Below are 14,735 nucleotides of genomic sequence, written 5' to 3'. Positions count from 1 at the left end.
CTTATTACAAAAAGCCAATTTACAACTGGCTTTTTAATTAGCACGTTATAAATTTACACAACTGCTCAAGCTCGTAGGCTGCTTTACTATTACCTTGAGCAATTGCTTTTTTATACCAGTAAATAGCTTGTTGTGTGTTTTTGCCTGCACCTTGCCCGTCTCGGTACATTTGTGCAAGGTTAAGCTGACCCCATTGAGAGCCTGACTCTGCAGCAAGTTTAAAGCTCTCTAAGGCTTCTTCAAATTGCCCATCTTTAAAGTACATAATGCCTTGCTGGTTATTTTTATCTAGCTTTAAACCTTTGTATAAAGGCTTAGGTTTAGGCGGAAACATCACAAACCCGCCATACAAGCTATTAGCGTGTGGGCGTAGTACATCGTAAATCACGTCACTGTCATATAAGCGCTTTACCTCATCACGCGGTAAGGTAATTGTGCTTGTTGAAAAATAATCGCGTTGCACTAATAAGCTGGTGCGCATCGCCGTGGTTATGCCTCGGTTGCGTTTATAGCTATAGTTGCTTACTTGAAAAGTAATAAATTGCTCGTCAAAGCTTAGCACTTGGGCCACTTTTAAATTTGTTAGCGTCCATGGTTCGTGAGTAAATTTATCAGCGTGAACTAAGTATGTATCAAATGCCTGTGGGTTATTTAAGTAGTTGTATTTGAGTGCTTGGTTGTCGGTGTATTGTTGAAAAAAATATACCATTACCCACAATAATAAAATTAAGCCAATCCCGTATTTTGGCAGGCTTAGTTTTTCAATTAAGGGGAGCTTTTTTAAATTAATGGCTTCGTTATGCCCACATTGGTAGCATTCGCGGTTGTAGTTTAGCTTTAAAGGTACGATAGGAATAATCGTAAAACGTAAGTAACGGCTATGGTTTACTAAGTGATAGCTATCGCTTTGGCAGTTTGGGCAGCACTGCGTTTGTGAAAAGTGAGGAAAGGACTGACTGGTGTTGAAAAGCAGCATGCAATAATGCCCCGAGTTTTAATTTCTACTAAAGTAAATCAAGGGGCATATTTTTTAAAGCAGCAAACTGTAAGTAAGTATGTCTGCTACTCTTTTGTTGTTACTTTTGGTTTAATTGTTGCTTTTGCATCTGCTGCCATAAGTGCAAATACCGCATAGGTTGCTGTATTTTGACGAAGCTTTGCTGGCGTCACTTTATCAAGCGTGTCGTCAGCAGTGTGGTGATAATCAAAGTAGTCTGTACCATCTTGGGCTAGTTCAAAAATAGGTGCCGAGACTGCATTTTTAAATGGAATTAGATCGGGTCCGCCGTTAGCTTGGTTTTTACCAATGTACTCAACATTTAAAGGAGCAAGTTCTTTCGCGATAGCACGCACTACAGGCAGTGACGTTGCATCTACATTTGATTCAAAACCGTAAACTACATCAGCGCCAAAATCAGACTCTGCGGCAGCAACAATATTGTGTAAATCGTTTTTATGTTTCGCAAAGTAAGCTTTTGCACCCCATAAACCAAGCTCTTCTGCGGCAAAAAGAACAACGCGAATACTGCGTTTAGGGCGTTTTACATCGCTAATATGTTTAGCAGCCGCCATAGTTAATGCAACGCCGGCGCCGTCATCAAGTGCGCCTGTGCCTAAATCCCATGAGTCTAAATGTCCGCCAATTAATACATATTGTTCAGGGGTTTCAGTCCCGTTAAATTGGCCTATAACATTGTAACTAGTGCCTTCGCCAAGGTTTTCGGTTTGTACATTTATATTTACTGATACATCTTTACCTAAAGCGACTAAACGGGCAATTTGATCGGCATCGGGGTTGGCAATGGTTACATTAGGTATTTTTTTAACACCTTCTTTGTAATAACTACCGCCAGTGTGGGCAAAACGGTGATGACCTGTACTTACTGAGCGCATCATGTAGGCCACAGCCCCTTTTTTAGATGCTTCAATTGCTCCAGTGGCACGTGCTTTAACAGCGGGTCCATAACCATTACCGTCTATATCGCGATTCATTCGGTAATTAATGTAAGCAATTTTACCCTTTAAGCTATTAGCCGGTGCAGCTTTTAGCTCATCAAGTGTTTCGAATAATTCAATGGGTGCGCTAATACCTTCTTTGGGTGTGCTTATGCTATTACCTAGCGCGGTTAAATGAAGGGGTTGCTCGCTAGGCGTTAATATTTTTCCACTTTCGCTGTAGCGGCGCCACTCTGGGAACGTCGCCTCTTCAAGCCATACCTTGTCAAAACCGAGTTCTTTAAATTTAGCTTGCGCCCATGCAACGGCTTTTTTGTCGTTTTCGGTGCCTGGTAAGCGCGGGCCAACTTCTGTTGTTAGTGACTCTAATAGCTCATAGCTTAGGTGGCTATTAAGTGCAGTGGTACGCACTTCATCTACTTGTTGTAATTGCTTTGGTGTAAATTCGTTGCTGCTGGCAGTGGCTGCCATGCTAATGGTAAGCAGTAGCGCGGTGATGAGGTTTTTCATGGTAATTAGCCTTGTTTGAAATTGCGGCTATTAAAACATGTAATAAAGACGTAAAAAAATAGAATGAGATGAATGAGCGGCTTTAAAGCGCAAAAAGCCCGCGTATTTTAAGCGCGGGCTGGTAATTAAAGCGCTTAATTAAAAGCTAAACTGGGCAGCCAGTCTTACGTTAGTACCTTCACCTATTGTTACGTTATTTGTTCCGCCACCGGCTAGATAATCTTCATCAAATAAGTTTTCTATGTTTAGGCGTAAGTTAACATCGGTTTTGCTTACTTTAAGTTTGTAAGTTGCACCTACATCTACGCGTGTGTAGGCATCTTTAGTAATCGTGTTGGCACTATCTGCAAAGCGCTCACCTTCGTAAAATGCACCCGCATTAAATGCAATCGCGTCGTTTAATTCGTAACGTGTCCAAAGCGATGCAGACCATTTAGGCGCATCAGTAGGGCGCTTGCCTTCTAAATCTTCGTCACGCTCGTAATTTGCATCTAAATACATAGTCGATGCCATTACGAATAAACGGTCAGTTGCCGCACCTTGCGCTGTTAGTTCAACGCCTTTGTGGCGCTGTTCACCAATTTGGTTTGTTTCAGAGATTAAATCACCCACTGGTATATCAAGTGTTTCTGTAACTAGTGTGCCATTTTTACTTATGTCAAAAAGCGCACCACTTAGCATTAAGCGATCATCAAACAATTGCCACTTAACGCCAATTTCTTTTTGCTCAGAGGTAACGGCGTCAAGCTTCATACCATTATTTATATCGTCTTCGTTTACAAGAGTATCGCTTCCTTGAGGCTCAAAGCCTTCAGAGTAACTCGCGTATATGGTAGCTGATGCATTAGGGTGATAAAGAACACCTACTTTTGGCACAAACGATTCATTATTTGCATCTTCACGTGTTTGCTTATCGTAGCGACCACCAAGCGATAGCTGCCATTGTGGCGAAAACGTGATTAAGTCTTGCACATAAATACCGTAATAGTCGTATTCTGTTTCGCTAATAGTGTCGTCAGTTTTGTAACTGACAGTTGGGCGACTTGGTTCTGCTTGGCCTGCTATAAAATTAAATGAATCAGCTGAGGTGCGACGCTGGCCATAATAATAATCAAGTGAGTTAGCACCAATTAATAATTGATGATGAACACCGGCTGTTTCAAATTCACCAATGAAGTCGATAAATGCTGTTTTAAATTGCCAGTCGTCGAATCGGTCGTACGGGCGAGACTCATAGCTGTCGCCTTCAACAAAATTACCCGGCTTACGTGGCGCTGACTCAAAACGTTGGCGCTCAAATGTTTGTTCGTTATAACCAAGTTTTACTTGCCAGTTATCGTTTAAAAACACTTTAAAATCTATGCCCGCATTTTCTACCGTTATGTCGGTAAACGCCCAAGACATATCGCGAATAGTTTTATCGTCGCCAATAACGTTGGCGTTGTCGTCTATCCATGCACCGGTGTCTAAACCTGCTTCGTCGTCTGTGCGGTCGTAATGCACACGTACTAAGGCATTATCACTAATGTCGTAATCAACAATAAATGCACCTAAAAAGCGGTCACGTTCGCGGTTTTCACCATTTTGGTATTCGCGCCAGTAATCAACATCTTGCTTAACTAAAATACCGCGTGCACGTAAATCTTCTGCATCCGTTAATGCTCCGCTAGCATCAAGCATAAACCGCGTTGAACCGTGTTGATCTAAATCTGCACTGGCATTGAACAAAGTTTGTGCTGTTGGCTTTTTAGTGACCATATTAACTAGTCCGCCAGGGCCTGATTGACCATATAAAATGCTCGATGGACCTTTAATAACTTCTACTTGCTGTAAAATTTCAATGGGTTGTTGATAGTGCGACCAGTGCTGATGACCATCGCGTAAGTAACCCGTTGATGAGCTAAGCTCAAAACCACGTAAGTTAAATACTTCACGGTTACGTTGTTTAGAACCAGCCGTTAAGCTTGCATCGTTTGAAAGTACTTCACCTAGTGTTGTCGCAAGTTGTTCGTTAATAATAATATCGCTAATTACAGTCACTGATTGAGCAGTATCAAGTAATGAAGTTGATGTTCTCATTGCACCATTTGCGTTATCTACTTTGTAGTCATTAAAGTAACTTCCTTTGACTTCAATATGTTCAAGGTCGGTAGAGTTTGCATATGTGTTTGTTGTTATTGTTGCTAATAGTGCGATGTAAAGTGAACTCAGTTTCATTTGATGCTTCCAGCTCAATATGTGAATAAAAAGTGAAGCGCAATCTTAATGAAAATAAATATCATTTGCAATATGTTTTTATTAACAATATTTTATAATGTGTTTGCTAATGGTTGCCAATAACGAATTCTGCTATTATTAGCGGCATATTTAGTGGGACTTTATCCTGCGTTATTTTTACTGCTATGGAATTTACTGTGACTTCAACTGCTTTTTCATCTTTGGCTTTACCAGCTGGACTTGTTGATAATTTATCGACGCTTGGCTACGCCCACATGACACCTGTACAGGCGCAAAGTTTGCCACCTGTACTTGAAGGTAAAGACATCATTGCGCAGGCAAAAACCGGCTCAGGTAAAACGGCTGCGTTTAGTTTAGGTGTGCTTGCTAAATTAAACGTAAAACGTTTTAGAATTCAATCGCTAGTTTTATGTCCAACACGTGAACTTGCTGAACAAGTGGCTGTTGAAATGCGTAAGCTTGCGCGTGGTATCCATAATATTAAAATATTAACGCTATGTGGTGGTGTATCAATTGGGCCGCAAATTGGGTCACTTGAACACGGTGCACACATCATTGTTGGTACACCAGGGCGCGTAGATGACCATATTCGCAAAGGGACTTTACGGTTAGACGATGTAGAAACATTAGTATTAGACGAAGCCGATCAAATGCTTGATATGGGCTTTCAAGATACCCTTGATGCGATTATTGAATGTATTCCAGAAAACCGCCAAACGCTTTTGTTTAGTGCTACTTTTCCACGCGCAATCGAAGCGATAGCAAAGCGTGTACTTAGTAACCCAGAGATGATTAAAGTAGAAGAAGAGCAAGAAAAAAGCACAATAAAACAATACTTCTACAAAATGGATAACAATAAACAGCGCTATCCAACACTTAAGTTACTATTACTTAAATTTACACCACAAAGTTGTGTTGTGTTTTGTAACACCAAGGTAGAAACGCAGCAAGTGTGCGATGATTTAGCCGATGAAGGTTTCAGCGCCGTGGCATTGCATGGTGATTTAGAACAACGTGACCGTGAGCGCACTCTGATTCATTTTGCTAATAAAAGTGCGTCTATTTTAGTCGCGACAGACGTTGCCGCACGTGGTTTAGATATTGACGATATGGACATGGTAATCAACTACCATTTAGCGCATGACCCGCAAACGCACGTTCACCGAGTTGGGCGAACAGGCCGCGCGGGTAAAAAAGGGATTGCTTGCTCAATTTATGGTGATGCAGAGCAATTCAAAGTAGCGCAAATTGGTGATCACTATGAGCGCGACTTTGAGCCAGAGCCAATGCCTTCATATAATTTGTTGGACAAACCACCGTACAAACCAGACATGGTCACTCTGATGATAGATTCAGGTAAAAAGCAAAAAGTGCGTGCTGGTGATATTTTAGGTGCGTTAACGGGTAAAGACGGTATTGCTGGGCGTCAAGTAGGTAAAATTAATGTTCTTGATAACGTCGCATTTGTAGCTGTTGAACGTAATGCGTCTAAACCGGCACTTCGTAAATTAACCGAAGGTAATATAAAAGGGCGCAAAATTCGTGCTCGTCGCCTAACGCGTTAATCAAGTTATGAGCGAGCAGCCGGTTTAAGCTGCTCGTACTCTACTTTTATTTGCTTAAATGCATTCTCGCAGCCAGTAGGTTTGTCTGGGTGGTGCGCCAGTGCAAGCTGTCGCCAACGTTTTTGTAGTTCTTTAAGCGAAAAATCATTTGTTAGCTGCCACTTTGCCAACAGTGCGTCAAAGTGATCTTCTGTTAAAGCTGGCGCGCTATTTACCTTCTTAAACTTTTGCCAAAAACTTGTGAGTAGCTCATTAATTTGCTCTTCGCTTGCTTCGTAATTCCCCCAGTCTAAATAATAATCTTTTAAGTTTGATTTAACCGTTGCAGGATTTTCTATTTCCGTTTCAATAAGTTCTATATGAAGTGTTGATATTAAGAGACTTTTAGGGTGAAGTTGTTCCTGTAGTTGATACAATGCATTCATAATTAAAAAATTACGCTTAAATAAATCACGTTCAGGGTTTTTATCAAGTGGCTTAATTGCGCCACAATTAATAAGCTCAGCTGCTAGGATATGAACTTGCCACACTTTTTGGGTTAATATTAAGTCAAATATTCGGTCAATCAGTGGGTTAAGCATTGTTTAGGTCCTAGTATTTAGTGTATCTTCAGTACAGATTACATTGTTACACGTAACAATTTGAAGGATTAAAATTATGCATGGCAAGCTCAAGTGCCTCTTATTCATTGTATGCAGTTTGTTCTATTTGCCAAGTTATGCTCAACAATCAGAACCATTATTAGAAGAGTTTAAACAACAACAACAATGGGATGCAAAGCGTGAATTAGGTAACGCCTTACTTAATAACCAACGTATTACAGCTCAAAGTCGTGCTGTAATATATGCAGGCCTTGCCGATACTGCGCTGTCGAGCGGCCACTTTAGCGATGCTTTTAATTACTTTAAATTATTAGAGCAAGAAACTTCTGGATCACTTCTTCCTAGCGAGCACTTTCGTGCGATTAAAATGCAAGGTGTTGCACTTTTTTATCAAGGCTTGTTTAAACAAGCAATTACTCAATATACCCGTGCACTTGATATTGCAAAAATTAATAACCAACCATTAGAGCAAGCAAATTTATTGAATAATATAGGTTTGGTTTATTTTAATATGCATAAATTGGTAGCAACGCTTGATTATTATTTAAAAGCAAAAGAAATTTACGAAAAAGTGGGTAGTGAACAAGATAAAAGCGATATTTTACTTAATATAGCAGGCGTTTATATACGCTTATCTCGTTATGAAAATGCCATGAGTATTTATCAAGATGTGTTAAAAATTTTTCGGAAGTTAGATGATAATTTGGGTATTGCTTTGGTGCATAACAATATGGGGGTGGTTTATTTTGAAAGTAATCAGCTAGATTTAGCGATGCATTACTACCAATTAGCAACCCGTTATTACCTATCTGTCAATAATGTCAATAATGTCAATAAGTTAGCTACTCAGTACACTAACCTTGCAAACGTCAATATCATTCTTAATAAAGTAGAACTAGCGTATGAACAAGCGAAATTAGCGATAGAGTACTCACTTAAAATTGATAATAAAAACTTAGAGCTCACTGCACTGCAAACTCTCGCAAAAGTCCAGCTTGTAAGGGGAATGTTAGATGAGGCAAAAACGAATATTGAACGCGTTTTTGAATTACTTGAAGAGCATAGTAATGATCGCATAATGCGAGATGGACTTGGCACCCATGCTTTGATTGAAGCGAGCAGGGGAAACTACGAAAATGCAATGCAGTTGCATGAAAAGTACAATAACGAACTACGCAAATTAAGAAGTGAATCTATTGTTAAAGCCCTAGCAGTATTAGAAAGACAGTTTAAAGCCACACAATTAAATCAAGAAATTAAAGAGCTGAAACAAGACCGTAAATTACAAGAACTAAAAATGCATCAGCGTTCGCAGTTAACGGTGTTTATTTTTGTACTGTTATTTTTAGTCATAGTGACAGGGGTTGCTTTATACCGACGCGGCGCAGAAAAACGGGCAAAGCAATATTTAGCTGAGCAAGTGGCGCAACGCACAGCAGAGCTTCAAGCTGTTGCCCAAGAGTTAAGAGCAGCTAATGATGTTAAAAGTCAATTTTTGGCTAATGTTAGCCATGAAATAAGAACACCATTAACGGCGATTCTCGGACAAACAGACGACTTAATGAATGGTTTATACGAGCCTGAACAGCTAAAAGATGAGTTAGCTATTATTCAGCGGCATAGTAACCATTTAAAAAGTTTGATCAACGATGTACTTGATTTAAGTAAAATAGAAGCGAATAGGTTAGAGCTTAATGTTTCTTGTTTTGACATGGTTCAACTGGTTAACGATGTGCACGCAATGTTTAACCCTCAGGCAAAAGCAAAAAATCTCAGGCTTGTGCTTGAAAATAAGGTGGGCGATGAGTTTTACACCCGCCTTGATATAATGCGAGTAAAACAAATTCTCATTAATTTGTGTGCCAATGCTATTAAGTTTACCCAATCAGGGCAGGTATTAATTGCATTAAATAAAACAGATCAGGGTATTGTACTGATTGTTAAAGATACCGGTATAGGTATGAACTCATCACAATTAAAGCTCATTTTTGAATACTTTAGCCAAGCGGATAACAGTATTAGCCGACGTTTTGGTGGTACAGGTCTGGGGCTTAGTTTATCGCAGCAGCTCGCTTCTATGATGGGCGGGTATATTAGCGTGCAAAGTGAATATAAAAAAGGAAGTCAATTTTCGTTCTTTTTACCTTGTGCACAAGTTTCTAGTGATCAAATCGATATTGGGCAAATAGAGCAAAATAAAGTGCAACTAAGCGGTACTGTCCTGCTTGCAGAGGATCATGCAGATAACCGTAGGTTTATTAGCCGTTACTTGCGTTCATTAGGGCTTGATGTAATTGCGGTAGAAAACGGTGAGCAAGCTGTGGAGCGTTGCTTGCAAGAGTACCCAGATCTTGTATTACTCGACATTCAAATGCCTATAATGGATGGACGAGCGGCCTTTGAGCTATTAAAAAAATGTGGTTTTCAACGGCCAATTTTTGCGCTCACTGCAAACGCAATGAGTCACGAAATTGACGACTACCTTACATTAGGATTTAACGGTTACCTTGCAAAGCCATTGGATAAAGACTTATTTTATAAAACCTTGTCAGAAAATTTAGACCAAGTTCATTCGGATGAACCTAATGTACCAAGTGAGATAGATATCAGTGATTTAGTAATAAGTTTTAAACAAAGTTTTGGTTTAGAAAGCGAAAATATTACACAGCATTTTCTAAGTGAAGACTTTGACGCTTTGCAAAAAGATAGCCACCGAATATTAGGTGCAGCACAAATGTTCGCCTTAGAGGAAATAGCTTCAGCTGCGAAAAATTTAGACAGCGCCTTATTGCAAAAAGGCGAAAAAGATATGAAATATATTAATCAGCTTGTGTCAGAGCTCCAGGCTGTATTACACAAATACAATGAAACGTAAGTACACATTATAACAAATATAAAAAAAGCGCCCAGGGCGCTTTTTTTGTATTACTTAAATGTGTTATTGGCGTTTCATCGAATCAAAAAACTCATCATTGGTTTTACTCATTGATAGTTTATCGATTAAAAATTCCATGGCGTCAATCTCTGACATTTCATGAACGATTTTACGTAAAATCCATAGCTTTTGCAGCTCATCTGGCTTAGTAAGTAGTTCTTCACGGCGAGTACCAGAGCGGTTAAAGTCGATAGCTGGGAATACACGTCTTTCCGCAATTTTGCGGTTTAGATGTAATTCCATGTTACCAGTACCTTTAAATTCTTCGTAGATAACTTCATCCATTTTAGAGCCAGTATCGATAAGTGCAGTGGCTATAATTGTTAAGCTACCACCTTCTTCAACGTTACGTGCGGCACCGAAGAAACGCTTAGGTTTGTGTAGTGCATTAGCGTCAACACCACCGGTAAGTACTTTACCTGATGAAGGAATAACGGTGTTGTAAGCACGTGCTAAACGCGTGATTGAATCAAGTAAAATAACAACGTCTTTTTTATGCTCAACTAAACGTTTTGCTTTTTCGATAACCATTTCGGCAACTTGTACGTGACGAGATGCAGGCTCATCAAACGTTGATGCAATAACTTCACCTTTAACAAGGCGTTGCATTTCAGTTACTTCCTCAGGACGTTCGTCAATTAGTAAAACCATTAACGTTACATCAGGATGATTATGCGTAATTGATTGTGCAATGTTTTGCAGTAGCATTGTTTTACCCGCTTTTGGCGGTGCTACTAATAAACCACGTTGGCCACGGCCAATTGGTGATGCTAAATCAAGTACACGAGCAGTGATATCTTCTTTACTACCGTTACCACGTTCCATGCGGAAACGTTCGTTTGCATGTAGTGGCGTTAAGTTTTCAAAAAGAATTTTGGTGCGAGAATTTTCAGGTTTATCAAAGTTAACTTCGTTTACTTTAAGTAATGCAAAGTAACGTTCACCATCTTTTGGTGGACGAATAAGGCCTGAAATTGAGTCGCCAGTACGCATACTGAAGCGGCGAATTTGGCTCGGTGATACATAAATGTCATCTGGGCCAGCTAAGTAAGAAGCTTCTGATGATCTTAAAAAGCCAAAACCATCTTGCAAAATCTCAAGCACACCACCGCCGAAGATATTTTCTCCGCCTTTGGCATGGGATTTTAATATGGTAAAAATGATATCTTGCTTTCTTAAGCGGGCTACGTTTTCGAGCCCCATGGACTCAGCTAAGTTTACAAGTTCTTTTATAGACTTGTCTTTTAATTCGCGTAAATGCATATTGGTGGGTTCTTTATTACAATTGTCATACTCAAAGTCGCTTTGATCGTTGAGTGAGGTTGGTTGAATATAACTAAGGATTAGTTGGCTTTATAAACTAGCAGTTCACTGGCATAGCGTCCAGTGTTTATACAAAATAAATTCAAAAAAAGGGCAAAAAGCCCTTTTTTAGTTCTAGTCTATTAGATGTTGTTATCTAAAAACTCGATAAGTTGTGTTTTTGAAAGTGCACCAACTTTAGTTGCAGCAACTTGGCCATCTTTAAAAAGAAGCAAAGTAGGGATGCCGCGAATACCAAATTTAGGCGGAGTGCCAGCATTTTGGTCAATATTAAGTTTAGCAACAGCAACACGACCGTCGTATTCATCAGCAACTTCATTAAGGATAGGGGCGATCATTTTACAAGGTCCGCACCATTCAGCCCAGAAGTCTACTAGTACAGGCTTGTCTGATTGTAATACGTCAGCTTCAAAGCTATCGTCAGTAATTTGGATTATTTTCTCGCTCATTGCGCTCTCCGATTTAGTTAGGCGAAATATTTAGTGCGTATTTAAACACTCTTGTTTCTTATTGCAAGTTTAAACGTTATGCTTAAACGCTATGACTAAGACACATTTAACCGATAAAAAGTTTTCAGACTTTGCTATCGCACCGGAAGTGGTTGCCGGTCTAACCGAGAATGGGTTTGAATATTGCACACCTATTCAAGCAAAATGCCTACCTTTTATTTGTGATGGACGCGATATTGCGGGCCAAGCACAAACAGGTACAGGCAAAACGTTGGCATTTTTAACTGCTACGTGCCATCGGTTATTACAATCTAGCAAAGCACCTAGTAAACATCCAAGAGCCCTGATCATGGCCCCTACTCGGGAGCTTGCGATTCAGATACACAAAGATGCAAAAATTTTAGCGCCACACTGTAATCTTAACTTAGGTTTAGTATATGGTGGCGAAGATTACGAAAAACAACGTGCACAATTAGAAAAAGGCGTAGATATTTTAATTGGCACGACAGGTCGTTTAATCGATTTGTACAAGCAAGGCTGTTACACCCTAAATGAAATTGAGGTTGTCGTGCTTGATGAAGCTGATCGTATGTTCGATTTAGGCTTCATAAAAGATATACGTTATATGTTTGATCGTATGCCAGATACGTCTAAGCGATTAAACTTATTATTTTCTGCGACTTTATCATACCGCGTGCAAGAACTTGCTTTTGAACACATGACCAACCCAGAGCATGTACAAATTGAGCCAGACGTAAAAACCGGTAAACGCATAAAAGAAGAGCTATTTCACCCTTCACAAGAAGATAAAATTAAGCTTTTATTAACGTTAATTGAAGAAGAATGGCCTGATAAAGCCATTGTGTTTGCAAACACTAAACACAGCTGTGAAACCGTATATGCGTGGTTAAAAGCTGATGGTCATCGTGTTGGTATGCTAACGGGTGATGTAAATCAGAAAAAACGTCAAAGCATTTTAGCGCAATTTAGCAAAGGCGAATTAGACTTTTTAGTTGCAACTGATGTTGCAGCGCGTGGGTTGCATATACCAGAAGTAAGTCATGTATTTAACTTTGACTTACCAGACGACTGTGAGGATTATGTTCATCGTATTGGTCGAACAGGTCGTGCAGGTGCATCAGGACATGCAATAAGCTTTGCGTGTGAACAATATGCATACAACCTGCATGAAATTGAAGAATACATAGAGCACAGCATTCCTTTATCGCATTACGATAAAGCCGCTTTGTTAGATGATTTAACTAAGCCTATTATTCAAAGAAAGCGCAACTATTCAAATGGTCCTCGTAATCGTAGTAACAATAACGGACGTCGACCAAATAATAGTTACCAAAAAGGACGGTCGTAATAGACCGTTTGTATAAGTAGTAGTAACTAGAGGTTTTTGAACGGTGGGGCAACTTATACCGCAAAAAAATGTATACGCAGTTATTGATTTGGGATCAAATAGCTTTCATATGCTAATTGCCAAATCAGTGGCTGGCGGTTTACAAACTATTGGTCGCGTAAAACGCAAGGTCAGGTTAGCCGCAGGGCTTGATAAAGATAACATATTAAGCACCGAGGCTATGCAACGAGGCTGGGAATGCCTCGCGCTTTTTGCTGAGCGTTTACAAGATATTCCAAATCAAAATATTACAATAGTAGCTACGGCTACATTACGCTTAGCAACCAATGCTGAAATATTTAAAGCGCAGGCTGAAAAAATTCTTGGCCATAAAATCAATGTTATCAGTGGTGAATTAGAAGCGCGTACCATATACAAAGGTGTAGCGCATACTTCTGCATGTACTGGCAAACAGCTTGTTATTGACATTGGTGGTGCAAGCACTGAAGTAGTGATTGGTAAAGAGTTTGATGCACTTTTATACAAGAGCCTCAACATGGGGTGTGTTACTTACCTTGAGCGTTACTTTAAAGATTGCTTATTAACACATAGCAATTTCAATACCGCTATAAAGGCTGCTCGAACTGTTATTGATAATATAGCTCCTGAATACAAAGCCGCAGGATGGCAAATAGCATCAGGCGCATCAGGTACAGTACAAGCAATTCAAGAAATTATGGTGGCACAAAACCTTGATGATCTTCTTACTTTAGAAAAGCTTAATTCAATAAAAGAGCAATCAATTGCATTTAAATCCATTGCAGCGTTAGACCTTCCAGGTTTAAGCGAAGATCGTCGATTGGTATTTGTATCGGGCCTTGCTATCTTGATTGCTTTGTTTGAATCGTTAGAAATTGAAAAAATGGGACTTGCAGGCGGCGCACTTCGTGAAGGTGTTTTATATAGCATGGTGCCAGAGTTTCATAATAGCGATATAAGAAAGCGAACAGTTGATGGGTTTATGAGTCGATACCATGTTGACCAAAAACAAGCATCACGAGTTTCTAGTTTGGCAATTGAGCTCGCACAAAGCATCAATGAAGATTGGCCAATTAATCACTTAAATGGCTTACCCCTATTAAAAGCCGTTGCACAGTTACATGAAATCGGCTTACTAATAGAGTATAAGCAGTATCATAAGCATACAGCGTATATCCTAGAAAATACCGACATGCCTGGTTTTTCGCAATCAGAGCACAGGTTAATTGTGGCAGTAGCCGATGCACATCGTTCTGATATACCAAAAGATAGCTTCAACGCGTTAGGTGCAAACAACCTTCTTGCGCAGTACATTGTAAGATTACTTCGAGTATCTGTTATTTTGTCGATGAGACGACAGGACGATGTTCTGCCACATTTTGAATTAACCGCTAAGAATGAAGTTTTAACATTAACATTCGAAAATAACTGGTTAAAAGAACATCCATTAATGGCAAGTGAACTACAACAAGAGTCTAAACAGCAAAGTAAACTTGGTTGGAAGCTTCTCGTTCATTGAGTAAAAAGGCCCTTGTGGGCCTTTTTAGTGTTTAAAGTAACCGTTTCGATGAAAATATGCGCGAACAGCATGTTTTTTCAAGTTTTCTTCAAAAAAGGGTTGATCTGTTTTCGGATCTCCCTATAATGCGACCCCACTGAGACGGCAGAGCAGGCAACGCTTAGCGAGGCAAGCAAGTCACTTAGTGAGTCGAGTAAAACTTAAGTTTAGATTTTAAAAAATTTAAAATTAAGTGTTGACAAAAACACAGG

At 39.7% G+C, this 14,735-nt stretch carries 10 protein-coding genes; 4 read left to right on the top strand and 6 right to left on the bottom strand.

What is annotated here, in order from left to right:
* Positions 1-37: 37 nt before the first annotated feature.
* The 3 genes from CWB65_RS11795 to CWB65_RS11785 form a co-directional block, all read right to left on the bottom strand.
* On the bottom strand, positions 38-976 hold the full coding sequence (locus CWB65_RS11795; RefSeq protein ID WP_008129493.1) for a tetratricopeptide repeat protein: 939 nt from the start codon (positions 974-976) through the stop codon (positions 38-40).
* Between the two features lie 86 nt (positions 977-1,062).
* Entirely contained in the window at positions 1,063-2,466 is a 1,404-nt protein-coding gene (locus tag CWB65_RS11790; RefSeq protein WP_008129495.1) for a M20/M25/M40 family metallo-hydrolase, read from the bottom strand.
* A 138-nt stretch (positions 2,467-2,604) separates the two neighbouring features.
* Entirely contained in the window at positions 2,605-4,683 is a 2,079-nt protein-coding gene (locus CWB65_RS11785; protein WP_138740640.1) for a TonB-dependent siderophore receptor, read from the bottom strand.
* A 197-nt stretch (positions 4,684-4,880) separates the two neighbouring features.
* Between CWB65_RS11785 and dbpA the strand changes: the two genes are divergently transcribed.
* Complete coding sequence (gene dbpA, locus CWB65_RS11780; RefSeq protein ID WP_008129499.1) at positions 4,881-6,269, top strand: ATP-dependent RNA helicase DbpA; 1,389 nt, start codon at positions 4,881-4,883, stop codon at positions 6,267-6,269.
* A 5-nt stretch (positions 6,270-6,274) separates the two neighbouring features.
* Here the strand turns inward: dbpA and CWB65_RS11775 are convergent, their stop codons facing one another.
* Positions 6,275-6,850 (bottom strand): DNA-J related domain-containing protein, encoded by a 576-nt coding sequence (locus CWB65_RS11775; RefSeq protein WP_008129500.1) that lies wholly within the window; start codon positions 6,848-6,850, stop codon positions 6,275-6,277.
* A 76-nt stretch (positions 6,851-6,926) separates the two neighbouring features.
* Here CWB65_RS11775 and CWB65_RS11770 point away from each other — a divergent pair, with 76 nt between their 5' ends.
* A complete protein-coding gene (locus tag CWB65_RS11770; RefSeq protein ID WP_138740639.1) occupies positions 6,927-9,746 on the top strand; it encodes a tetratricopeptide repeat-containing hybrid sensor histidine kinase/response regulator in 2,820 nt (939 codons plus the stop codon).
* Between the two features lie 63 nt (positions 9,747-9,809).
* Here the strand turns inward: CWB65_RS11770 and rho are convergent, their stop codons facing one another.
* Entirely contained in the window at positions 9,810-11,069 is a 1,260-nt protein-coding gene (gene rho, locus CWB65_RS11765; RefSeq protein WP_006792445.1) for a transcription termination factor Rho, read from the bottom strand.
* Between the two features lie 182 nt (positions 11,070-11,251).
* The gene (trxA, locus tag CWB65_RS11760) at positions 11,252-11,578 is read right to left on the bottom strand and encodes a thioredoxin TrxA (protein WP_006792444.1); all 327 of its coding nucleotides are present in this window, start codon (positions 11,576-11,578) and stop codon (positions 11,252-11,254) included.
* Between the two features lie 91 nt (positions 11,579-11,669).
* Here trxA and rhlB point away from each other — a divergent pair, with 91 nt between their 5' ends.
* Positions 11,670-12,947 carry an ATP-dependent RNA helicase RhlB gene (gene rhlB, locus CWB65_RS11755; RefSeq protein WP_006792443.1) on the top strand — a complete coding sequence of 426 codons (1,278 nt, stop codon included), beginning with the start codon at positions 11,670-11,672 and terminating at the stop codon, positions 12,945-12,947.
* 43 nt (positions 12,948-12,990) lie between these two features.
* On the top strand, positions 12,991-14,484 hold the full coding sequence (gene gppA / locus CWB65_RS11750) for a guanosine-5'-triphosphate,3'-diphosphate diphosphatase (protein ID WP_138740638.1): 1,494 nt from the start codon (positions 12,991-12,993) through the stop codon (positions 14,482-14,484).
* Positions 14,485-14,735 lie beyond the last annotated feature (251 nt).

This window comes from Pseudoalteromonas sp. S554 (assembly GCF_005930865.1).
Lineage (GTDB): Bacteria > Pseudomonadota > Gammaproteobacteria > Enterobacterales > Alteromonadaceae > Pseudoalteromonas > Pseudoalteromonas marina.
This window is presented reverse-complemented; position numbering and strand designations above follow the sequence as displayed.

Bases quoted from the DNA above. Each gene is read 5' to 3' on its own strand.
- CWB65_RS11795 (WP_008129493.1), bottom strand. From the start codon at position 976: ATGCTGCTTTTCAACACCAGTCAGTCCTTTCCTCACTTTTCACAAACG.
- CWB65_RS11790 (WP_008129495.1), bottom strand. From the start codon at position 2,466: ATGAAAAACCTCATCACCGCGCTACTGCTTACCATTAGCATGGCAGCC.
- CWB65_RS11785 (WP_138740640.1), bottom strand. From the start codon at position 4,683: ATGAAACTGAGTTCACTTTACATCGCACTATTAGCAACAATAACAACA.
- CWB65_RS11775 (WP_008129500.1), bottom strand. From the start codon at position 6,850: ATGCTTAACCCACTGATTGACCGAATATTTGACTTAATATTAACCCAA.
- CWB65_RS11770 (WP_138740639.1), top strand. From the start codon at position 6,927: ATGCATGGCAAGCTCAAGTGCCTCTTATTCATTGTATGCAGTTTGTTC.
- rho (WP_006792445.1), bottom strand. From the start codon at position 11,069: ATGCATTTACGCGAATTAAAAGACAAGTCTATAAAAGAACTTGTAAAC.
- trxA (WP_006792444.1), bottom strand. From the start codon at position 11,578: ATGAGCGAGAAAATAATCCAAATTACTGACGATAGCTTTGAAGCTGAC.
- rhlB (WP_006792443.1), top strand. From the start codon at position 11,670: ATGACTAAGACACATTTAACCGATAAAAAGTTTTCAGACTTTGCTATC.